Annotated in this window: 28 protein-coding genes and 1 pseudogene; 22 read left to right on the top strand and 7 right to left on the bottom strand. The window is 43.4% G+C overall.

Going from position 1 to position 21376, the window contains the following annotated elements:
* Positions 1-51: 51 nt before the first annotated feature.
* A complete protein-coding gene (gene plsB / locus K1T76_RS11580) occupies positions 52-2616 on the bottom strand; it encodes a glycerol-3-phosphate 1-O-acyltransferase PlsB (protein ID WP_230245419.1) in 2565 nt (854 codons plus the stop codon).
* Positions 2617-2920: 304 nt separating this feature from the next.
* On the opposite strand from plsB, the gene K1T76_RS11575 reads away from it, so the two are divergent.
* Positions 2921-3793 (top strand): acyl-CoA thioesterase, encoded by an 873-nt coding sequence (locus K1T76_RS11575; RefSeq protein WP_230245418.1) that lies wholly within the window; start codon positions 2921-2923, stop codon positions 3791-3793.
* A 158-nt stretch (positions 3794-3951) separates the two neighbouring features.
* Positions 3952-5193 (top strand): dicarboxylate/amino acid:cation symporter, encoded by a 1242-nt coding sequence (locus K1T76_RS11570; protein WP_230245417.1) that lies wholly within the window; start codon positions 3952-3954, stop codon positions 5191-5193.
* A 78-nt stretch (positions 5194-5271) separates the two neighbouring features.
* Here K1T76_RS11570 and K1T76_RS11565 read toward each other — a convergent pair whose 3' ends face one another.
* The 6 genes from K1T76_RS11565 to K1T76_RS11540 all read right to left on the bottom strand — a co-directional run bounded on the left by K1T76_RS11565 (position 5272) and on the right by K1T76_RS11540 (position 11687).
* The gene (locus tag K1T76_RS11565) at positions 5272-5685 is read right to left on the bottom strand and encodes a VOC family protein (RefSeq protein WP_230245416.1); all 414 of its coding nucleotides are present in this window, start codon (positions 5683-5685) and stop codon (positions 5272-5274) included.
* 215 nt (positions 5686-5900) lie between these two features.
* Complete coding sequence (gene yihA / locus K1T76_RS11560; protein ID WP_230245415.1) at positions 5901-6743, bottom strand: ribosome biogenesis GTP-binding protein YihA/YsxC; 843 nt, start codon at positions 6741-6743, stop codon at positions 5901-5903.
* A gap of 131 nt (positions 6744-6874) precedes the next feature.
* Positions 6875-7318 carry an RrF2 family transcriptional regulator gene (locus K1T76_RS11555; protein ID WP_230245414.1) on the bottom strand — a complete coding sequence of 148 codons (444 nt, stop codon included), beginning with the start codon at positions 7316-7318 and terminating at the stop codon, positions 6875-6877.
* A 92-nt stretch (positions 7319-7410) separates the two neighbouring features.
* A complete protein-coding gene (gene hmpA / locus K1T76_RS11550; protein ID WP_230245413.1) occupies positions 7411-8622 on the bottom strand; it encodes an NO-inducible flavohemoprotein in 1212 nt (403 codons plus the stop codon).
* A 239-nt stretch (positions 8623-8861) separates the two neighbouring features.
* Positions 8862-10445, bottom strand: coding sequence for a helicase HerA-like domain-containing protein (locus tag K1T76_RS11545; protein ID WP_230245412.1), 1584 nt, complete (start codon positions 10443-10445; stop codon positions 8862-8864).
* 51 nt (positions 10446-10496) lie between these two features.
* Entirely contained in the window at positions 10497-11687 is a 1191-nt protein-coding gene (locus K1T76_RS11540; protein ID WP_230245411.1) for a PLP-dependent transferase, read from the bottom strand.
* Positions 11688-11847: 160 nt separating this feature from the next.
* Between K1T76_RS11540 and K1T76_RS11535 the strand changes: the two genes are divergently transcribed.
* The 20 genes and pseudogenes from K1T76_RS11535 (at position 11848) to rpsE (ending at position 21376) form a co-directional block, all read left to right on the top strand.
* On the top strand, positions 11848-12585 hold the full coding sequence (locus K1T76_RS11535; protein ID WP_019836863.1) for a type 1 glutamine amidotransferase: 738 nt from the start codon (positions 11848-11850) through the stop codon (positions 12583-12585).
* A 278-nt stretch (positions 12586-12863) separates the two neighbouring features.
* On the top strand, positions 12864-13175 hold the full coding sequence (rpsJ, locus tag K1T76_RS11530; protein WP_000070912.1) for a 30S ribosomal protein S10: 312 nt from the start codon (positions 12864-12866) through the stop codon (positions 13173-13175).
* 59 nt (positions 13176-13234) lie between these two features.
* Positions 13235-13873: a 50S ribosomal protein L3 gene (gene rplC / locus K1T76_RS11525; protein ID WP_230245410.1), complete on the top strand. Its 639-nt coding sequence runs from the start codon at positions 13235-13237 to the stop codon at positions 13871-13873.
* Between the two features lie 11 nt (positions 13874-13884).
* A complete protein-coding gene (rplD, locus tag K1T76_RS11520) occupies positions 13885-14487 on the top strand; it encodes a 50S ribosomal protein L4 (protein ID WP_019836861.1) in 603 nt (200 codons plus the stop codon).
* Positions 14484-14804, top strand: a complete 321-nt coding sequence (gene rplW, locus K1T76_RS11515; RefSeq protein ID WP_004974703.1) for a 50S ribosomal protein L23 — start codon at positions 14484-14486, stop codon at positions 14802-14804. Before rplD ends, rplW begins: the two co-directional genes overlap by 4 nt.
* A gap of 11 nt (positions 14805-14815) precedes the next feature.
* Positions 14816-15640, top strand: coding sequence for a 50S ribosomal protein L2 (gene rplB / locus K1T76_RS11510; RefSeq protein ID WP_004974706.1), 825 nt, complete (start codon positions 14816-14818; stop codon positions 15638-15640).
* 19 nt (positions 15641-15659) lie between these two features.
* Entirely contained in the window at positions 15660-15935 is a 276-nt protein-coding gene (rpsS, locus tag K1T76_RS11505) for a 30S ribosomal protein S19 (RefSeq protein ID WP_004673001.1), read from the top strand.
* 11 nt (positions 15936-15946) lie between these two features.
* Positions 15947-16276, top strand: a complete 330-nt coding sequence (gene rplV, locus K1T76_RS11500) for a 50S ribosomal protein L22 (protein WP_001982638.1) — start codon at positions 15947-15949, stop codon at positions 16274-16276.
* A 1-nt stretch (position 16277) separates the two neighbouring features.
* Positions 16278-17094 (top strand): annotated as a pseudogene (gene rpsC / locus K1T76_RS11495) (30S ribosomal protein S3).
* On the top strand, positions 17034-17447 hold the full coding sequence (rplP, locus tag K1T76_RS11490) for a 50S ribosomal protein L16 (RefSeq protein WP_004691317.1): 414 nt from the start codon (positions 17034-17036) through the stop codon (positions 17445-17447). Before rpsC ends, rplP begins: the two are co-directional and overlap by 61 nt.
* Positions 17447-17644 carry a 50S ribosomal protein L29 gene (rpmC, locus tag K1T76_RS11485; RefSeq protein WP_004650482.1) on the top strand — a complete coding sequence of 66 codons (198 nt, stop codon included), beginning with the start codon at positions 17447-17449 and terminating at the stop codon, positions 17642-17644. Before rplP ends, rpmC begins: the two co-directional genes overlap by 1 nt.
* Positions 17641-17898: a 30S ribosomal protein S17 gene (rpsQ, locus tag K1T76_RS11480; protein ID WP_019836860.1), complete on the top strand. Its 258-nt coding sequence runs from the start codon at positions 17641-17643 to the stop codon at positions 17896-17898. The genes rpmC and rpsQ overlap by 4 nt, the downstream gene beginning before the upstream one ends.
* Positions 17899-17989: 91 nt before the next feature.
* Complete coding sequence (rplN, locus tag K1T76_RS11475; protein WP_001982634.1) at positions 17990-18358, top strand: 50S ribosomal protein L14; 369 nt, start codon at positions 17990-17992, stop codon at positions 18356-18358.
* A gap of 9 nt (positions 18359-18367) precedes the next feature.
* Positions 18368-18685 carry a 50S ribosomal protein L24 gene (gene rplX / locus K1T76_RS11470; RefSeq protein WP_004974717.1) on the top strand — a complete coding sequence of 106 codons (318 nt, stop codon included), beginning with the start codon at positions 18368-18370 and terminating at the stop codon, positions 18683-18685.
* Between the two features lie 16 nt (positions 18686-18701).
* Positions 18702-19238, top strand: coding sequence for a 50S ribosomal protein L5 (gene rplE, locus K1T76_RS11465; protein WP_004974719.1), 537 nt, complete (start codon positions 18702-18704; stop codon positions 19236-19238).
* 9 nt (positions 19239-19247) lie between these two features.
* Entirely contained in the window at positions 19248-19553 is a 306-nt protein-coding gene (gene rpsN, locus K1T76_RS11460; RefSeq protein ID WP_004825185.1) for a 30S ribosomal protein S14, read from the top strand.
* A 12-nt stretch (positions 19554-19565) separates the two neighbouring features.
* On the top strand, positions 19566-19961 hold the full coding sequence (gene rpsH, locus K1T76_RS11455) for a 30S ribosomal protein S8 (RefSeq protein WP_004974720.1): 396 nt from the start codon (positions 19566-19568) through the stop codon (positions 19959-19961).
* Positions 19962-19977: 16 nt separating this feature from the next.
* Complete coding sequence (rplF, locus tag K1T76_RS11450; RefSeq protein ID WP_004974722.1) at positions 19978-20511, top strand: 50S ribosomal protein L6; 534 nt, start codon at positions 19978-19980, stop codon at positions 20509-20511.
* A 14-nt stretch (positions 20512-20525) separates the two neighbouring features.
* Entirely contained in the window at positions 20526-20876 is a 351-nt protein-coding gene (gene rplR / locus K1T76_RS11445) for a 50S ribosomal protein L18 (protein ID WP_004281497.1), read from the top strand.
* Between the two features lie 2 nt (positions 20877-20878).
* Positions 20879-21376, top strand: a complete 498-nt coding sequence (rpsE, locus tag K1T76_RS11440; RefSeq protein ID WP_004974725.1) for a 30S ribosomal protein S5 — start codon at positions 20879-20881, stop codon at positions 21374-21376.

Here is a 21376-nt window from a genome sequence, read left to right as displayed (position 1 = left end):
TCCCCAACTGTCTGCCTGAGCCATTTATGGCGTAAGAGAAGAACCTTAAAATTACTTCTTCTTACGTTTCAAACGTTTCTTCGCCTGTTGTGCAGCAAGTGCTTCTAACGCCTCACGCAATTCTTCATCGCTAAAGGTGGTGATGTGTTGTAGCATCTGCAAAGTCACATCGTCCAACACTAAATTGGCATATTGTGCGACGTTTTTAAAGTTGTCATCAAACACGATCGCATTGTCACTGTTGGTGCTGATATAACCTTGCTGGGTCAAGACTTTAATAAAGCTCTGGAACAAGGCTTTGTCAAAGAATTCAGGTGAGTTGAATTCATACAGCACTGATAAACGCTGACCGACCAAATGGCTCAATTCTTCGACCTGACGTGCCGAAATATTGCCTGAGCCGCGTTGTGTAATCAGCGCCAGCGTCATGTAATATCGCTCTAAACTTTGCATTACAGGTGCAGCCAAGACCACCAGTTGGTTGTGATCTTCACTGTTTGGTGCAGGAGAAATCAAATTGCCTTCTGTATCTTCAGAAATCAATTTGGCCTGAATTAAAGCTTCTACATAAGCACAAATTTGTTCTTTGAGTTCCTGATCTTGCCATTTTAAGAATAGCTCAGCTTTCAGGAACGGATATAAGGTTCGAATGACATTGATGAGATCGCCACGACGAATAGAACCATTGTGTTTCACTAACGCAGCAATTAATGATGGCAAGACAAAGGCATGCAAAATATTGTTGCGGAAGTAGGTGAGTAACACCGCCTGATTGTCTTCAATCGCGATAATATCGCCCAGAACGTGTTGCACGCGTTTGATCAGTTTGAGTTTTAAGCCGTAGGCAATAATTTCTTTGCCTGACAATGGCGTGACTTGAGTGCGCTCATCGTAAGGCAGGGCAGTGAGCAGATTACGGTAAGTGTCTAGCTGCTTCACACAAATTTCTTCATCCAAGGTATGTTTTGGTGTTGCCAGTAAAATCAGCGATAACAAAGATACTGGGTTAATCACAGCAGCACGGTTAATGTTTTCCAAAATCGCATGTGCGGATGTGTTTACTGCATCTGACACTTGTGGCGGAATTGGATCATCATTTTTTTCAATGCTGATATGTTCTGCATCGTGTTGTTTCAGTACTTCATCTAAAAATACAGGTTCGCCAAAGTTGACATGCACCTTGCCAAAAATCCGTTCAATCTTGCGCATGGTTTTTAAAATGCCGATGAGCGATTCAGATTCTTTTGGCTTGCCTTGCATTTCGCCGACATAGGTTGAGCCTTCCATCAGGCGCTCATAGCCAATATATGTTGGTACAAAAGCAATCGGTTTAGCACGACCACGTAAGTGACTGTGAATGGTCATGGCCAACATGCCCGTTTTAGGGGGTAACAAACGGCCTGTACGTGAACGTCCACCTTCAATAAAGTATTCAAGCGGTGTGTTACGCGACAAAATACTGAATAAATACTCTTTAAAGACGGTGGTATATAAGCCATTGCCACGGAAAGTACGACGGATAAAAAACGCACCACCACCACGGAGCAATTGACCTACAAATGGCATGTTGAGGTTATCGCCCGCAGCAATGTACGGCACCATCATGCCGCGTTTGTAAATTACATAAGACAGCAATAAATAGTCGATATGACTGCGGTGACATGGGGTGTAGATAATTTCATAGTCTTTGGCCAGTTCGCGCACGGTACTGAAATTATGTACTTCCACGCCATCGTATAATTGTGTCCATAAGCGGGTCAGTGCCATATCGGCAAAGCGTACCGCTGCATGAGAATAGTCCGACACAATTTCATTTAAATAGCCGATCGCGCGACGCTCGGCTTCAATCACGCTAATTTTACTGCGCAAACTTTCACGACGAATGGCATCTTGCACATCGGGAGATTTGATTAGACTGAGCATGACATTGCGGCGGTCAGACAAGTCAGGGCCAAGTACGACTTCACGCTGTCCATCTAAGTAATTATTTAGCGTGTTGACAATAAAGGTCGCAGGCGACAGGTTTGGATGCTCAGTTTTGGCATGTTCAATTAAAGCACGTAATGATTGCGGTTCGTGAAATTCCAAATAAGACTGCCGACCATGCACCCCAATATTCATTAACTGCTTGACTGTACCAGGCGTTGCCCAAGTATCGGTAAACAGCAGTTTAAACCACGAATCTTCTTTGTCTGGAGAACGTCCCCACAATACGGTCACAGGGATCAGTTCAATATCAATTTCTGGGTGTTGTTCTAATTGTTCAATTAAACGTAACAAGCGTGGCGGAAAAGCATAAGGTGGTGGATTGAGTAGGTTGTTCTCATCGTGATGCTGTAAAAACAAAATCGAGGCTTTTTCCTTATGTGAGCCGATCACTAAAGGGTCAAGCGCAGGCGTGAGTTTTAAGCGACGTGTTTCGCCATCGACCACCAAAGCATTGCTACGTGAGTGATTTTGCAAGACATAGCAGGTTATCTTGGTGCGAGTAGCGTCTGAGTCTGCATTTTGTGCATCCTTGACAGGGACTTCACCCAAAACATGCGGTGTCACCACAAGGTCAAGCAGCTTACTAGAAAGCTGACGATACATTTGACCAAAACCACGCTTGGACATACTCACTCCTATTTCATCACCTAAGTCCCTAGCCAGTAGGGAATTTATTTTGCGTCATTGTATCTAATAATGGCGCTGCATTTTTAGATAATTTGCATAAATATTGTTAGATTTTATCGTTAAAAATCGTATTTTTAGCAAAATTAATCGGCTAAGTTGTGACACAGTGGTCAGTCTTGGATGGATAAAAGACGCAGAATGTATGGCAAAATAGTAGGCTTGAAAGCGTCATCTTATTTTGACGATTTATTTTTTCATTGACGTCGATTTTGCATCCCAAATTTCCGCCATACATAGGTTAGTTATGAACGCACTCACACAAGAGCTGGTTGAACTTCTTTGTTTAGAAAAGTTAGAAGAAAATATCTACCGAGGTATCAGTCGTAACTTGGTGGGTAAACGTGTTTTTGGTGGACAGGTTTTGGGACAGGCTTTACGTGCTGCATCCTATACCACTGATCGTCCTGCGCACTCATTGCATGCCTATTTCTTGTTTGGTGGCGATGTCAACGCACCTATTATTTATGAAGTTGACCGTTTGCGTGATGGTAAAAGTTTTTCTAGCCGTCAAGTGCGTGCGATTCAGCATGGACGTACCATTTTTACAGCAATGGTGTCCTTTGCACCGCTAGAAGAAGGTTTGAATTATCAAATTTCAGAACCTAACTATCCTGCGGCAGAATCCTTAAAAAACGAAGCGGAACTCAAACAGCATATTGTCGAGTTTGTGCCTGAAAACGTGCGTGCCAGTTTTATGCGTGATCGCTTGGTGGAGATTCGTCCGATTAATCCGAGCAATCCGTTTTTGCCACAGCCTGAAGCCCCTGCTTATGCACATTACATCCGCACTCATGACAGCATTTCGCCAGAGGTGGATGAAGTATCTTTGCATCAGGCGATTGCTGCATTCTATTCAGACTTCACGTTAATGACGACAGCGCTGCGCCCGCATGGTTTGAGCTATTTATCGCCAAGTTTACAATGTGCCAGTATTGACCATAGCATGTATTTCCATAAACCGTTCCGTGTGGATGACTGGATGCTGTACGACATGGAAGCCACCATTAGCTCTAGTTCGCGTGGTTTGAACTTTGGACGTATGTGGCAAAATGGTGAATTGGTGTGTAGCACCAGTCAGGAAGGACTGATTCGTTTACGTGAAATCGAAACGCAATAAATATAGCCTTTTAAAATTCAGATTCATCTGCCGACATCCATGTCGGCTTTTTTATTCTTGAGGCGTGATCTGAATCTTGTCAAAGTAGAAAAAAATACTCGATTCAATTTCGGCCACATGGCATAGTCCAAACATCACATTAAAAAACTCAATTGCGTATGAGCCTCAATACACAAATTCTAATTGCCGCAATTTTGGGCGTGGTGTTTGGTTTTGTTTTGAATCTATTTCCAGACAGCACTTTTTTTAGCGCCAGTTTGTATGGCGTTGGTTTGATGAGCAGTATTTTTATTGGTTTATTAAAAATGTTACTCATACCGCTGATTTTCAGCTCAATTGTGGTCGGCGTGTCGAACTTACAGGCTGTGGGACAATTGAGTCGGGTTTGGAAAATTACGTTGGCATGCTGTGTCACCACCACGACGTTGGCTTTAATTTTAGGTTTGGCATGTGCTCATTTATTTGCAGTTGGTAAAGGCGTAGATATTTTGATGTTTCAAGATGCTATGGCACAACATCAAACCCCAGACACCCTAACGCCATCATCGTTTTTTACCAATTTTATTCAAAACACCTTAATTAATCCGTTTAAAGCTTTTGCCGAGGGTAATGTTTTGGCGGTGGTGATTTTTGCTTTATTGGTGGGTGTGGCATTGGTCAAAGGCGGGGAGCACTTTAAAACGGTGCGTAAACTCAGTCAGCAATTTTTTGAAATCATGATGTTGATGATTGGCTGGGTAATGAAATTAGCACCTTTTGGGATTTTTGCCTTATTGGCGAAATTAGTCGCAACCGAAGATATTTCAGTTCTGAGTCGTTTGGCAGAATTTGCTGCGGTGGTCACAGGCACCACAATTTTTCATGGCGCGGTAGTCTTACCTTTGCTGCTGTGGATATTTGGCAAAATGAACCCGATCACCTTTTTTAAGGGTACACGTGCTGCCTTAATTACGGCTTTTGCCACCAGTTCTAGTTCTGCGACTATGCCACTTTCGATGAAATGTGCGCAGGAAAATTTAGGTGTGCGTCCGCAAACCGCAGGCTTTGTGATTCCGCTCGGTACGCAACTGAATATGGATGGTACGGCACTGTATGAAGCCGCAGCGGCGTTGTTTGTTGCCAATTTAATGGGGCTGGATTTAAGTTTAGGGCAGCAGTTAATTGTCTGTGCCACAGCCATGATCGCGTCTTTGGGCGCACCTGGTATTCCAAGTGCGGGTATGGTGACGATGATTATGGTATTGCAATCTGTGGGCTTGCCTGCAGAAGCGATTGCGATTTTATTGCCAATCGACCGTTTGTTGGATACCGTGCGTACGGTGGTCAATGTACAGGGCGATATGATGATTAGTGTGGTGGTCGATCGGCATACTCGTGATGACCCTGCGCTTCATTCCTGATATTGGGTTTAAAATCGAGTCAAATTTTTGGCATCATCCTATTTTATTGCAGTGGATAAAAGTATGATCCAAAGCAGATTAATCCCAACAAGGGTTGTAGACCACTTCCCAAACATGACCATCTAAGTCCTGAAAATAGCCTGCATAACCACCATAAAAGGTGCTCTGTGCAGGTTTTAAAATTTTTGCACCTGCATTTTGTGCTTGTTTCAATACCTGATCGACCTCAAGAGGACTATGCACATTATGTCCTAATGTGATTTGTGTGGCATTGCTGGCTGTACCTGTCAAGCCTGTATCTTGTTGCAGACTCTGTTTAGACCATAAAGCCAGTTTTAAGCCGGCTTGCAGTTCAAAAAAGACCACCGCACCTTGTTCAAATTCTTGCCCAATAATGCCTTCAGTCGCAAGTCCTAAGCCGTCGCGGTAAAAATCGAGTGCACGTTGTAAATCTTCTACCGCTAAGGTAATCACTGAAATGTGTGCCTGCATGTTTGATCTCCTTATCTCATGTCATTATTGAAGTGGCTAATTGTTATGATCTTGACAGTAGGGCATTTCTGTCTGCGTTGTAAAGTGCAACTTTGGTGGTGAGAAAAATTGTGATTACGCTGTAAAATGTAGGTGGAAATGTAAATAAAAAGTCCTATTCGATATTGAGCGAATAGGACTTTATTTGATAGACCAATAGTCAGTAATTTAATGGATTATTTGGTTTTAGTATCAGATGTGGTTGGATCATCAGTTTCTAAAAATTCAGGCTGATCAACATCAACATCAACATCATCGCCTGTTGCTTCTGGAATGCTGTCTAAATCAAATTGATGCGCTTGTTCTAAGGTGAAGTTCAAACGTCCGCCCATCACACTTGCCAGCTCTTCCAAGCCTTGTTTGTTGAGTGATGAAAATAATTGAATCGAGAAATCCAGTTTCATCTTTTTCAACTGCTGTTTGACTTCAAGCAATACTTTATTGGCTGGGCCACGGTTGAGTTTATCCGATTTGGTGAGCAATACATGCACGAATAATTTACGCGAATACGCCCATTCCAACATCATCACATCAAAGTGTTGTAAGGGATGGCGAATATCCATCAGTAACACCAAACCTTGTAAGCTTTTACGATGAATCAAGTAATTTTCGAGTTCTTTTTGCCACACAATTTTCATGGCTTCAGGTACAGCTGCATAACCATAACCAGGTAAATCGACCAAACGCTGTTCAGGGTTGCCCAAACTAAAGAAGTTGATCATTTGGGTGCGACCTGGTTTTTTAGAAGCACGCGCCAATTGTTTTTGATTGGTTAGCGCATTAATTGCACTGGACTTTCCTGCATTAGAACGTCCTGCAAAAGCCACTTCGTAGCCAGTATCTTCTACACATAAATTCAGTTTAGGCGCACTCATTAAAAACTCGGCTTTACGCAGCCAGTTTAAGGCGCGAACAGAGTATTCAGTAATGGCAGGGTCTACTTTTTTCTCGTAGCTAATTTTCTGCCGTGGCTGTGCTGCCGTCTTACTGTTTTTCGATTTTCCTCTGCTGTGATGCATAACTTAACTTCAATTCATGGTCTACAAACAGCCATTATAAAGCAAGTCATACAGGCAAGCGACCTTTGCGCCCTGCAAGCCCGAAAAAAGCAACATCTAGGATGATATTGCTTTAGCGGTTTAAACTGCTTTTAAAGATGGATCAGCGGAATTGGAGATTGTGAGCTGAACTGTAAATTGGGGACAGGCTGTAATACTTCACTTAAACTGTATTGATCTAAGCTTTGATAAAACTGTTCCATTGCCTGATTAAGAATGCCTTTTAGTCCACATTGCGCACGTAGCACGCAGGGCGGGGAATTACATTCTACAATTTGATTTTCACCTTGCAGGATTCTCACTACTTGACCTAAACGTAAAGGCAGTGTTTCAGGATGCAAACGAATCCCGCCACCTTTGCCACGTGTGGTAATGAGCCATCCTTGCTTACCCATAAAGTGCACAATTTTAACCAGATGGTTCTGGGAAACATGCAAATCCTGTGCAATTTCCGCAATGGTATAGGGTACATCTCGTGGACGCGAGATATACATTAAAATACGCAGCGCATAGTCGGTGAATTTATTTAATTGCATGATCGCACAGATATTTTTTTAAAATACAAATAAATTAAGGCTAGTCTAGCATAACTAGATTAGCCTTACCTATTGGCTTTTAACGCTTTGGATTAGTGGCGAACACCACCTGTACCAAACGCTTCGCTATGGATTTGTTCATCTTTGATGCCACGCGCAAGTAAAGCTTTGCGCTGTTCTGCCATGAATGGCATAGGACCACATAAGTAGTAATCTGCATCGGCTGGTAATAATGCTGCATCTACAGTGCTGAGGTCTAAACGGCCTGCAACATCGTAATCTTGACCCAGTACATCGCCTTCGTTCGGGAACTCATACGCAGTCAACGTATGAATACGTGGACATTTCGCAGTTAAGTCTTGTAGATGCTGTTTCATGGCATGTACTTGTTTGCTACGACATGCGTGAATGAACGTCACAGGTTGTGGTACATCTAAAGTCACCAATTGGTTCAACATCGCAATCATTGGGGTTAAGCCAACGCCGCCACTAATGAAGACATTACGTTTGTTGCTGTCGATGAGGAAGAAGTTACCTGTTGGTGCAGACACTTCAACTTCAGAACCTTCTGGTAATTGGTGCAATACGTTTGATACCCAACCTGCCACTTTATCTGCACCATTGCCTGGCTCACGTTTTACAGAAATACGTAAGTAATCTTGTTGTGGGCTAGTCGATAGCGTGTATTGACGTGGTTGCTTCAAGCCAAGTTCAGGAACAAATACGCGTACTGAAATATATTGACCTGCTTCGTAATTTGGTAAATCGCCACCATCTACTGGCTCGAAGTAAATAGAGGTGATTTCGTCACTTTCTACCACTTTCTTGGCAATTTTAAAGTTGCGCCAGCCTAACCAGCTACCTTTAGTTTGTTGATGCTGTTCGTAGATGGCACGTTCCGCATTAATAAATACCTCAGCCAATTGACCGTAGGCTGCTGCCCAAGCATCAATCAGTGGATCTTCCATCGAAATATTCAACACTTCACTAATAGAATGCAGCAGGTTTTCGCCCACAATATTATAGTCAGGTGCTTGAATGTTTAAGCTCACGTGTTTGTGGGCAATCAGCTCAATGACAGGAGCAAGTACAGATGGATCTTCAATATTTTCAGCATAAGCCAATACAGCACCTGCAAGCGCTTGAGCCTGCGCACCACTACGTTGGTGACCCATGTTAAAGGTTTCTTTTAGATCAGGATTATTTCCCAACATGCGATTATAGAAATAACCTGTGAGTGCGACACCATTTTCACGCAGTACAGGAACAGTTGCTTTTACAAGGTCAATTTGCTGTGGAGTCATGTTCGATCTCTCATGGCTGTTATTTATAAGATGTATTCAAAATACATCTTATAAATAAGGATTGCAACCAATTTTTGGAAAAACCTTAAAAAAATTATGTATTATAAAAATATCCCATAATTTTTAAAGTTTTTATGGAGTTTGTAGATGTGACAGCGAGAGGTTTTTAAGTGTTCATTCAGGTTTTGGGTGGTGCATCCATGAATGAAATTTATACAAACCTCATCGTTTATAACATGCTATTTCTTACCAAATAATGACCCTAACAAACCTCGTACAATTTTCTGTCCTGTAGACCCCCCTAAGCTGCGTGCTGCGCTTTTGGCAAAGGTACCCACAATATCCTGAGTCAGTTTTTCACGCTGTTTGGCAGCGCGCTCTGCTTCTTTTTGCTGTTCGCGGGCTAGACGCTCTTGCTCGCGCGCTTGTTGTTTGGCGAGTGCTTCGGCTTCTTTAGTCTCTTGCTTGGCGCGAGCTTCAGCTTCCTTGGCTTCAATTTTTGCTTGTTCTGCTGCTGCCGCTTGTTGCTGACGTTGCTCAACTTTTTGTTGCAGCATTTCATAAGCACTTTCACGATCTAGCTGCTGCTCATACACGCCTGCAATGACACTTTGGCTGATACAGGCTTGTCGTTCTTCTGTGCTGATTGGGCTAAACGATGAGTAGGGCGGCATTACCCAAGCACGTTCTACAATTTGCGGTGTGCCTTGTTCATCTAAGCAACTAATTAAGGCTTCACCTACCGCAAGTTCGGTAATGGCTTGTTCAACTTTAAAGTCTGGGTTGGCACGGAATGTATCTGCGGCAGTTTTTACTGCTTTTTGGTCTTTGGGTGTAAAAGCACGTAAGGCATGTTGTACGCGGTTTCCCAATTGTCCCAATACGCTTTCAGGTAAGTCCAGCGGGTTTTGGGTCACAAAATAAATCCCCACACCTTTTGAGCGAATCAGACGTACCACTTGTTCAATTTTTTCTTGTAGCGCGCTGCTGGCATTGTCAAATAACAAGTGTGCTTCATCAAAAAAGAATACCAGCTTTGGCTTGTCCATATCGCCCACTTCAGGCAATTGTTCAAACAGTTCCGATAACATCCATAGTAAAAAGGTGGCGTACAGTTTTGGTGTGTTCATGAGTTTGTCTGCAGCCAAGACATTAATATTGCCGCGTCCCTGACTATCGGTCTGAATAAAATCCAAAATATCCAAACTCGGCTCACCAAAGAATTTGTCACCGCCCTGATCGGCTAAAGCCAGTAAATTACGCTGAATTGCACCTAAACTGGCTGGTGAAAGATTGCCATACTCGGCTTTAAATTCACTGGCATGTTCGCTGACATAGGTCAGCATGGCTTTTAAATCTTTAAAATCAATCAGCAATAAACCTTGATCATCGGCAATACGGAATACAGCAGACAACACGCCTTCTTGGGTATCATTCAAATTCAGCATTTGCGCCAATAATAACGGGCCAATTTCAGAAATGGTGGTACGAATTGGATGACCCTGTTCGGCAAATAAATCCCAAAACACCACAGGAGATGCTGCAAACGGAATGCTTTCGATACCTAAGCTCTGAATACGTGCATCGAACTTTGGACTGCTGCTACCTGCTTTGGCTAGACTGGAAACATCGCCTTTGGCATCGGCTAAAAACACGGGTACACCAATTCGTGAAAAGCTTTCTGCCAAGACTTTTAAAGTGACGGTTTTACCTGTACCTGTTGCACCTGCAATTAAACCGTGGCGGTTGGCAAACTGTGAGTGTAAAACCACCTCTTGCTGAACGTCGGCAGTTTTTTTTCCAATAACGATTGCTGTACTCATATTTTTATCCTGATTTATATAGCTATTGTTAAAATGATGATCTGTGCTGCATTAGTCGGTGAAGCGTTGTAAGGCATTTTGAATATCTTGAATTAAATCTGCAGGATGTTCTAGCCCAATACAAAAACGCACCAATAATCCCTCAGCCAAGTGAGAGTGCGCTAGGGTACGCATGGACTTGAGATCGTAAAGCATTACCAAACTTACGGGGCCGCCCCAGCTAAAGCCGAGCTTAAATAAAGATAAAGCATCGCAGAATTGACGTACAGCGGCTAAATCATATTCAGGTTTAAAAATTACGCTGACCAAACCTGCACTGTGCCCATCGCGACAAATTTCTTTCCAATACACATGCCCTGCAGATGTAGCATCGGCAGGATGCAACACCTGAGCAAATTGCGGTTGTAGTTTTAGCCAGTTGAGTAAATCAATCGTACTTTTTGCTTGGTGCTCATAACGTAGTTGCATCGAAGCCAAACTGCGTTGTACTTGCGCGACATCATCACCCGATACACAAATACCTTGAATTGCATGCATACGAAACAGTTGGTGATGTAAATGTTGATCACGGGTCACCACAGAACCCATTAAAATATCACCACCGCCACTTGGGTACTTGGTCAGGGCATGGATGCTTATATCGACACTTAAATGTTCGTCCCCAAAATTGAAAGCATTAAACGCAAGCCCTGCACCCCAAGTGTTATCTAATGCTGTGAGCATGTGATGTGCTTTAGCTTTTTTAACCAATGCTGTTAGGTTTGGAAATTCCAGTGTGACCGATCCTGCCGCTTCTAACCAAATCAGTTTGGCTTGTGCAGAAGGTTGAAAGCTATCAACGTCAATTGGGTTATACACCTGAACTGTAATGCCGTAACGCTGCTCTAAATTACGCAAATGCTCCATGTTAGGGCCGTAAATATTGTCGGCCACCCAAACTTCATCGCCATAACTTAAAAAACAGGAATTAACTAAGTTGATTGCAGACAGGCCGCTAGGCGCCAGTAAGCAATATTGCCCGCCTTCTATTTGTGCAATCTGATCACCAAGTGTAAAGGTGGTGGGTGTGCCATGTGTACCATAACTATAGTCATAAGCATCGGTCCAATGGCGGTTGAATAAGGCATTGGTATTTTCAAAAATAATGGTCGATGCACGAAATAGGGGAGGTTGTACACTTGAAATATATTGTGGGGCACGTCTTGGTGCATGAATTAAAGCAGTTTGAGCATTTTTTTTCACAGGTTCACTCAGGTAAATCAATCTGTATTGGCTTTAGCTTAAGAGAAACACAGACTTTAGGCTATAAAAAATCGGAACTGTTTAAAAATACAACATGACTGTTGAAGTTGGCGCTATTTTTGCAGAAGCTCAGGGGTAGACATGAGAAAGGATGAGTAAAATGCAAGCGCCATTAAGAGTGCATTATTTTCAGCACATTGCTGGAGAAGGGTTCGGAAGTTGCTATTCCTATTTAAAGCAGATGCAGGCACAAATCAGTGCAACAGAATTTTTTGCCTTGCCGCCTGAACAAAATATCGAAATTGAAGCCCTGCCACGGGTAGAAGATGTTGATTTGTTGATTGTGATGGGCGGCGCCATGAGTGTAAACGATGAGGCAAATTTCCCATGGTTGAAAATAGAAAAACGCTGGATTCGTCGCTATTTGTCTCTGGGTAAGCCTGCAATTGGTTTGTGTCTGGGTGGGCAATTAATTGCTAATGCACTTGGCGCAGCAGTCAGTCGTAATCCTGAACAAGAACGTGGTTGGCATGATGTGTATAAGGTCAGTGATGTACCTGCTTCCTGTTTTGAGCTGCCTGATCAAATTAAGGTGATGCAATGGCATGGTGAAACCTTTGAATTACCAAAAGGTGCTATACGCTTAGCTACCAACCCCGTTTGTACCAATCAGCTTTATCAAATAGGCAACCATGTCCTCGGTTTCCAGTTCCATCCTGAAATCACCCCACAGGTACTACAATTGTTTTTAGATAATGATGCCGAGAAAAATATCTTTTCTGGCGCGTATGTGCAAGCGGCTGATGAATTGAAACGCAGCACAAGTCGTCAATTTCAGCCAGGTAATCAATTGCTAAATCGAGCAATTGATTATTTACTCGCACAAACAAGCACTTGAGAGCTAATGGCTGGAATTGATCTATCATTAAATTGGTAGAACATGAAAAATAAAGCAATAAAGGCTAAAAGGGATTTGCTTATGCATTAAACAATCGTTATAATGGGCGACCCTTTATGCAAGGGGGTTAACTGCGAAGAAAGTAGTTAACATCGTGACAGTCGTGGCATCGATCATGACCTTAGTGATAATTCACTGCCTTTGACACTTGCCTTAAATTAGTGGGGTGAGATGCGTCAAGGGTGATTCTTTATATATTTGGCTTGGAGTTAACTGGTATGTCTAACCAGAGAATTCGTATCCGTTTGAAGTCTTTTGATCACCGTCTGATTGATCAATCTGCTCAAGAAATCGTAGAAACCGCTAAGCGTACTGGCGCACAAGTGTGTGGTCCAATCCCGATGCCAACTCGCATCGAACGCTTCAACGTTTTAACATCACCACACGTAAACAAAGATGCGCGTGACCAGTACGAAATTCGTACTTATAAGCGTTTGATCGACATCGTTCAACCTACAGATAAAACTGTTGATGCGTTGATGAAATTAGATCTAGCAGCTGGTGTTGATGTTCAGATTGCATTGGGTTAAGGCTTTCGGTTAATTAACACTCTAAGTTAATTAGGCCGCTTTTTTAGAGGTTTATGCACATGGCTATTGGTTTAGTCGGTCGCAAGTGCGGTATGACCCGTATCTTTACAGATGCTGGTGTTTCTGTACCTGTTACAGTGATTGAGGTTGATCCTAACCGCATCACTCAAATCAAAACGCTTGAAACAGATGGTTATCAAGCAATTCAGGTTACTACTGGTGAACGTCGCGAATCTCGCGTAACTAACGCTCAGAAAGGTCACTTCGCTAAAGCGGGTGTTGCTGCTGGTCGTTTAGTTCAAGAATTTCGTGCTACAGAAGCTGAGCTTGAAGGTCGTGAAGTTGGCGGAACTATCGGTGTAGATTTGTTCACAGTAGGTCAGATCGTTGACGTTACTGGTCAGTCTAAAGGTAAGGGTTTCCAAGGTGGTGTTAAGCGTTGGAACTTCCGTACTCAAGACGCTACTCACGGTAACTCTGTTTCTCACCGTGTTCTAGGTTCTACAGGTCAAAACCAGACACCTGGTCGCGTATTCAAAGGCAAAAAAATGGCTGGCCATTTAGGTGCTGAACGCGTAACTGTACAGGGTCTTGAAATTGTATCTATCGACACAGAGCGTTCAGTTCTTGTTGTTAAAGGTGCGATTCCTGGTGCGACTGGTGGTGACGTAACTGTACGTCCTACGATCAAGGCTTGAGGGGAAATAACGTGAATTTAAATACTGTTTCCGGCTCTGCTGTTGAGTTATCTGAAGTTGCGTTCGGTCGTGAATTCAATGAAGCACTTGTACACCAAGTTGTTACAGCTTACTTAGCTGGTGGTCGTCAAGGCTCTAAAGCTCAGAAATCACGTGCAGACGTTTCTGGCGGTGGTAAAAAACCATTCCGTCAAAAAGGTACTGGCCGCGCTCGTGCTGGTTCTATTCGTAGCCCAATCTGGGTTGGTGGTGGTAAAACTTTTGCTGCTCGTCCACAAGATTGGTCTCAAAAAGTTAACCGCAAAATGTACCGCGGTGCAATGCAATGTATCTTAGCTGAACTTGTTCGCCAAGATCGTCTTGTATTGGTTGAAGAGTTTGTTGTTGAAGCTCCTAAAACTAAAGCATTGCTTGCAAAACTTAACGACTTGAATGCAACTCGCGCATTGATCGTAACTGAAGCTGTAGATGAGAATCTATATCTTGCAGCGCGTAACCTTCCACACGTTGATGTGGTTGATGCTACTGCAATCGATCCTGTTAGCTTGATCGCGTTCGACAAAGTTGTAATGTCTGTTGCTGCTGCTAAGAAAATTGAGGTAGAACTCGGATGAACAACGAACGTTTATATCAAGTCCTACAAGGACCTGTATTTTCAGAAAAAGCACAAGTTTTAGGCGAAACTGCTGGTGTTCAAGTATTCAAAGTTGCATTAAATGCAAACAAACTTGAAATCAAAAAAGCAGTTGAGCAATTATTTGGTGTGGAAGTTGTTAAAGTTAACACGACTATCACTAAAGGTAAGACTAAGCGCTTTGGTCGTACATTGGGGCGCCGTTCTGATGTTAAAAAAGCATACGTCACCCTGAAAGCTGGCCAAGATGTTGAAATGGCTGACTTGGGCGATACCGCTGAAAGCGCAGCGGAATAAGGACGAAATTTATGCCGATTCAAAAATGTAAGCCAACGTCTCCAGGACGTCGCTTTGTAGAGAAAGTCGTTCACGACCATCTTCACAAAGGTGCGCCTTATGCGCCGTTGGTAGAAGCTAAAAAACGTACTGGTGGTCGTAACAACAACGGTCACATTACTACACGTCACGTTGGTGGTGGTCATAAGCAACACTACCGTATCGTAGACTTCAAACGTAATAAAGATGGCATTCCTGCTGTAGTTGAGCGTATTGAATACGATCCAAACCGTACTGCACACATCGCATTGTTGAAGTATGCTGACGGTGAACGTCGTTATATTATTGCGCCTAAAGGTTTACGTGCTGGTGATCAAGTTCAATCTGGTAACGATGCTCCAATTCGTCCAGGTAACTGCTTACCACTTCGTAATATGCCAATCGGTGCTACTCTTCACAACATCGAACTTAAAATCGGTAAAGGTGCTCAATTAGCGCGTTCTGCTGGTACTTCGGTTCAATTGTTGGGTCGTGACGGTTCATACGCTATCGTTCGTCTACGTTCAGGCGAAATGCGTAAAGTGCACGTTGAGTGTCGCGCTGTGTTAGGTGAAGTATCTAACTCAGAAAGCAACCTTCGTTCACTTGGTAAAGCAGGTGCTTCGCGCTGGCGTGGTGTTCGTCCTACCGTTCGTGGTATGGCAATGAACCCGGTTGATCACCCGCACGGTGGTGGTGAAGGGCGTACTAAAGGTATCCAACCTGTAAGCCCATGGGGTCAAAAAGCTAAAGGGTACAAGACACGTACCAACAAGCGTACGACTAAGATGATTATTCGCGACCGTCGCGTTAAGTAACAAGTAAAGGAATCTGACAATGCCTCGTTCTCTGAAAAAAGGCCCATTCGTCGATGCGCACTTGTTCGCTAAGGTTGAAGCGGCAATCGCGGCTAATAACCGTAAGCCGATCAAAACTTGGTCGCGTCGTTCGATGATCCTCCCAGATTTTGTTGGTTTAACAATTTCTGTTCACAATGGTCGTAACCATGTTCCAGTGATTATCTCTGAACATATGGTTGGTCATAAACTCGGTGAATTCGCGCCAACTCGTACCTATCGTGGTCACGGTGTTGACAAGAAGTCTAAACGTTAATAGGTGCTATGATGGAAGTAACTGCTAAATTACGCGGTGCCGCTATCTCGGCACAAAAAGCACGTTTGGTTGCAGATCTTATCCGCGGCAAATCTGTTGCGCATGCACTTAACATTTTAAACTTCAGCAACAAAAAAGCTGCTGTTTTAGTTAAGAAAGCATTGGAATCTGCAATTGCAAATGCTGAACACAATAACAGTTTAGATGTAGACGACCTTAAAGTATCTACGATTTACGTTGATGAAGGCATGAGCCTTAAACGTATTATGCCACGTGCGAAAGGCCGTGCAGATCGTATTACTAAGCGTACTTGTCACATCACCGTTAAGGTAGGGGTTTGATATGGGTCAGAAGGTTCATCCAATCGGTATCCGCCTAGGTGTTGTGAAACGTCATAACGCTAACTGGTATGCGAATCCGAAACAATACGCTGAATACTTGCTTAAAGATCTTCAAGTTCGTGAGTTTTTAACTAAAAAACTTAAGAACGCAATGGTAAGCAATATTCTTATCGAACGTCCAACGGGTGCTGCTAAAGTAACAATTAGCACTGCGCGTCCTGGTATCGTAATCGGTAAAAAAGGCGAAGACATTGAGAAATTACAACGCGAATTAACATCTATTATGGGTGTTCCTGCGCAAGTAAGCATCAACGAAATTGACCGTCCAGACTTAGATGCTCGTTTAGTTGCTGAAGCAATCGCTTCTCAATTAGAAAAGCGTGTAATGTTCCGTCGTGCTATGAAGCGTGCGGTACAGAACTCTATGCGTGCTGGTGCTAAAGGTATCAAAGTTGAAGTTTCTGGTCGTTTAGGTGGTGCAGAGATTGCACGTACTGAATGGTATCGTGAAGGTCGTGTACCTTTGCATACACTTCGTGCGGACATTGACTATGCAACTATGCGTGCTGAAACAACTTACGGTACGATTGGTGTTAAAGTTTGGGTATTCCGTGGTGAAATCTTGGGTGGTATGAAGCAAGTCATGAACCCAGCACCTGCTGAAGAACGTCCAGCTAAACGCGGTCGCGGTCGTGGTGAAGGTCAAGAGCGTCGTGGTCGTCGCAATGATCGTTCTGCTGAAAAAGGAGAATAATCCATGTTGCAACCTAAACGTACTAAATTCCGTAAGGTGCAAAAAGGCCGTAACACTGGCTTAGCGCACCGTGGTAGCTCAGTATCTTTCGGTACTATCGCTCTTAAATCAGTTGAACGTGGTCAAATGACTGCGCGTCAAATTGAAGCGGCACGTCGTACAATCAGCCGTCGTATTAAGCGTGGTGGTAAGATCTTTATCCGTGTATTCCCAGACAAACCAATTACTTCTAAGCCTCTTGAAGTGCGTATGGGTAAAGGTAAAGGTTCTGTGGAATATTGGGTTTGTCAAATCAAACCAGGTAAAGTCTTGTACGAAATTGATGGTGTGAACGAAGAATTGGCGCGTGAAGCATTTACGCTTGCTGCTGCTAAACTTCCGTTTAAAACCACTATCGTGACTCGGACGGTAATGTAATGAAAACTAAAGATCTACGTGAAAAGTCGGTAGAAGAGTTGACAGCTTTGCTTGATGAGCAACAGCTTAACCAATTCCGTCTTCGTATGGCGAAAGCAACTGGTCAATTGGGTAAATCGCATGAAGTTGCGCTTACTCGTAAAACTATTGCACGCATCAAGACCCTCCTTACCGAAAAACAGGGGAACGGGCAATGAGTCAAAATACAGTCCGCACGTTAACTGGCAAAGTTGTAAGCGACAAAATGGAAAAATCTATTGTTGTCCTTATTGAACGCCAAGTTCAACACCCGTTGTATGGCAAATTGATTCGCCGTTCAACTAAATTACACGCTCATGATGAGAACAATACTGCCAAGATTGGTGATGTTGTAACCATCAAAGAAAGCCGCCCAATTTCTAAAACTAAGTCATGGACTTTAGTTGAAGTTGTTGAAGCTGCTGCTGAGTAATTAACGTTCTTGTTGCATCATCGGTCAATTTCGAGTACTCTTTGAGCCTTTCGAAATTGTGACCGGTGATGCTCGGTTTTGGAGTAGGGCAATGATTCAAACCGAAACGATGCTTGACGTAGCTGACAACAGTGGTGCTCGCCGCGTACAATGTATTAAAGTACTAGGTGGCTCACATCGTCGTTATGCTTCTGTTGGCGACATTATTAAAGTTACTGTAAAAGAAGCTATTCCACGCGCACGTGTTAAAAAAGGTGACGTGATGAATGCTGTTGTTGTACGTACAAAGTTCGGTATTCGTCGTCCAGACGGTTCTGTGATCCGTTTTGATGATAACGCTGCTGTTATTTTGAATAACAACAAAGCACCGATTGCAACTCGTATTTTCGGACCAGTGACTCGTGAACTTCGTACTGAACAGTTCATGAAAATCATTTCATTGGCTCCTGAAGTTCTATAAGAGGCAATCATGGCTAAGATTAAAAAAGGCGATCAAGTAATTGTGATCGCAGGTAAAGAAAAAGGCAAACAGGGTACTGTTCTGTCAGTTTCTAATGACCGTGTTAAGGTCGAAGGTCTTAACTTGGTTAAGAAGCACCAGAAGCCAAACCGTGCTACGGGCGCTGAAGGCGGTATCGTAACGCAGGAAGCTTCGCTTCATATCTCAAACGTGGCAATTTTTAATGCTACAACCCAAAAGGCTGACCGTGTTGGTTACCAAACGATTGATGGCGTGAAAACTCGCGTTTATAAATCGAATGGTGAATCAGTGGCGGTGGCGAAGTAATAGGTTGAAATAGGCAATGGCCAGACTTAAAACACGTTACAACGACGAACTTAAGGCTCAATTACAAGAACAATTGGGCGTTAAGAATGTGATGGAGATCCCTCGCATCACTAAAATTACCATCAACATGGGTGTTGGTGCTGCAGCTGCTGACAAGAAATTGTTAGATGGCGCTCTTTCTGATATGCAAGCTATTGCTGGTCAAAAACCAGTTTTAACATTAGCTCGTAAATCAATCGCTGGTTTTAAAATCCGTGATGGTTGGCCGATTGGTTGTAAAGTTACTTTACGCGGCGAACGTATGTACGAATTCTTAGACCGTTTGATCTCTATCGCGATCCCTCGTATCCGTGACTTCCGTGGTTTCTCTTCAAAATCATTCGATGGTCGTGGTAACTATTCTATGGGTCTCAAGGAACAAATCATGTTCCCTGAAATCGATTTCGATAAGATTGATCAAATTCGTGGTATGGACATCACCATTACTACGACTGCTCGCACCGATGACGAAGGCCGTGCGCTTATGCGTGCATTCGGCTTCCCGTTCAAATAAGAGGTCGATATGGCTAAGAAAGGTATGATTAATCGCGAATTGAAACGCGAAGCTACTGTTGCGAAATACGCTGCAAAACGTGCTGAATTAAAAGCTACGATTGCAAACGTAAATGCAAGCGACGAAGAGCGTTTTGAAGCGATGATGAAGTTACAAGCATTACCACGTAATGCGTCTCCAGTACGTCTTCGTAACCGTTGTGGTTTAACTGGTCGTCCTCATGGTTACTTCCGTAAGTTCGGTTTAAGCCGTAACAAATTACGTGACACAGTAATGCAAGGTGATGTACCGGGCGTTGTTAAGGCAAGCTGGTAAGGAGCACTATAAATGAGTATGCAAGATACCGTTGCCGACATGCTAACGCGTGTTCGTAACGCTCAAATGGCAAAGAAACAAACTGTTTCTATGCCTAATTCTAAGTTGAAGGTTGCTATTGCAAACGTACTTCAACAAGAAGGTTATATCGCAAATGTAGAAGTGGCTGACAACGAAGGCAAACCTACATTAACGATTACTTTAAAATACTATGAAGGCAAACCAGTGATTGAAACTGTGAAACGCGTAAGCCGTCCAGGTCTACGTCAGTATCGCGGTAAAGATGCACTTCCAAGCGTTAAGCAAGGTTTAGGTATTGCAATCGTTTCTACAAGCAAAGGCATCATGACTGATCGCGCTGCACGTGCTGCAGGTATCGGTGGTGAAGTTATTGCTTTTGTTTCTTAATAATAGGTGATTCCTCATGTCTCGTGTGGCTAAAGCCCCAGTAACTGTACCTAACGGTGTTACAGTTACTCAGAACGGCCGGCAGGTCGAAGTGAAAGGCAGCAAAGGTACATTGTCTTTCAACCTGCATGCGCTGGTCGAGCTAAAACAGGAAGACGGTATTTTAGCTATTGCTCCTAAAGCTGAGTCGAAAGATGCTTGGATGCAAGCTGGTACTGCTCGCGCTGTGCTTAACAACCTTGTAAAAGGTGTGAGCGAAGGCTTCGAACGTAAGTTGCAATTGATTGGTGTAGGTTATAAAGCTGCGGTAAAAGGTAATGTTGTTAACCTTAACCTTGGTTTTTCACACCCAATCGATTACACCCTTCCTGAAGGTGTAACTGCAGAAACTCCAACTGCAACTGAAATTATCCTTAAATCTGCTGATAAAGCAGCTTTAGGTCAAGTTGCTGCGGATATCCGTGGATACCGTCCACCAGAGCCATATAAAGGTAAAGGTGTTCGTTATTCGGATGAAGTTGTTCTTCGTAAAGAAGCTAAGAAGAAATAAGGCGCGAGGTTCTTATGAACGAAAAGAAACAATCCCGTTTGCGTCGTGCGAAAAGCACACGCTTGCACATCCGTGCATTGGGTGCGACTCGTTTGTGTGTAAACCGCACGCCGCGTCACATCTATGCTCAAGTTATTTCAGCAGATGGTGGTAAAGTTTTAGCGCAAGCTTCAACTTTAGATGCTACTTTACGTGCTGGTACAACTGGTAACGTTGAAGCAGCTCAAAAAGTAGGTGCTTTAATCGCAGAACGCGCGAAAGCAGCTGGCGTAACTAAAGTTGCGTTTGACCGTTCTGGTTTTAAATATCATGGTCGTATCAAAGCCTTGGCTGATGCTGCTCGTGAAAACGGCTTGGAGTTCTAATCATGGCTAAAGTTGAACAAAACGAAGGTCTTGTTGAAAAGCTGGTTGCCGTTGATCGCGTAGCCAAAGTTGTTAAAGGTGGTCGTATCTTCTCTTTCACAGCATTAACTGTTGTGGGTGATGGTAATGGTCGCGTAGGTTTTGGTCGTGGTAAAGCACGTGAAGTTCCAGCTGCTATTTCTAAAGCACTTGAAGCTGCACGTCGTAACATGATCACTATCGAATTGGCAGATGGTACTTTACAACACCCGATTCATGCACGTCATGGCGCAAGCCGTGTTTACATGCAACCAGCATCTGAAGGTACTGGTGTAATTGCGGGTGGTTCTATGCGTGCAGTTTTAGAAGCTGCAGGTGTACGTAACGTATTGACTAAATGCCGTGGTTCTACTAACGCTGCAAACGTAGTCAACGCAACTTTCAATGGTTTGCGTGACATGACAACTCCTGAAAAGGTTGCTGCGAAACGTGGTCTTTCAGTAGAACAAATTCAAGGGTAA

This window comes from Acinetobacter sp. PW68 (assembly GCF_020982655.1).
In the GTDB taxonomy this organism is placed as follows: domain Bacteria; phylum Pseudomonadota; class Gammaproteobacteria; order Pseudomonadales; family Moraxellaceae; genus Acinetobacter; species Acinetobacter towneri_A.
This window is presented reverse-complemented; position numbering and strand designations above follow the sequence as displayed.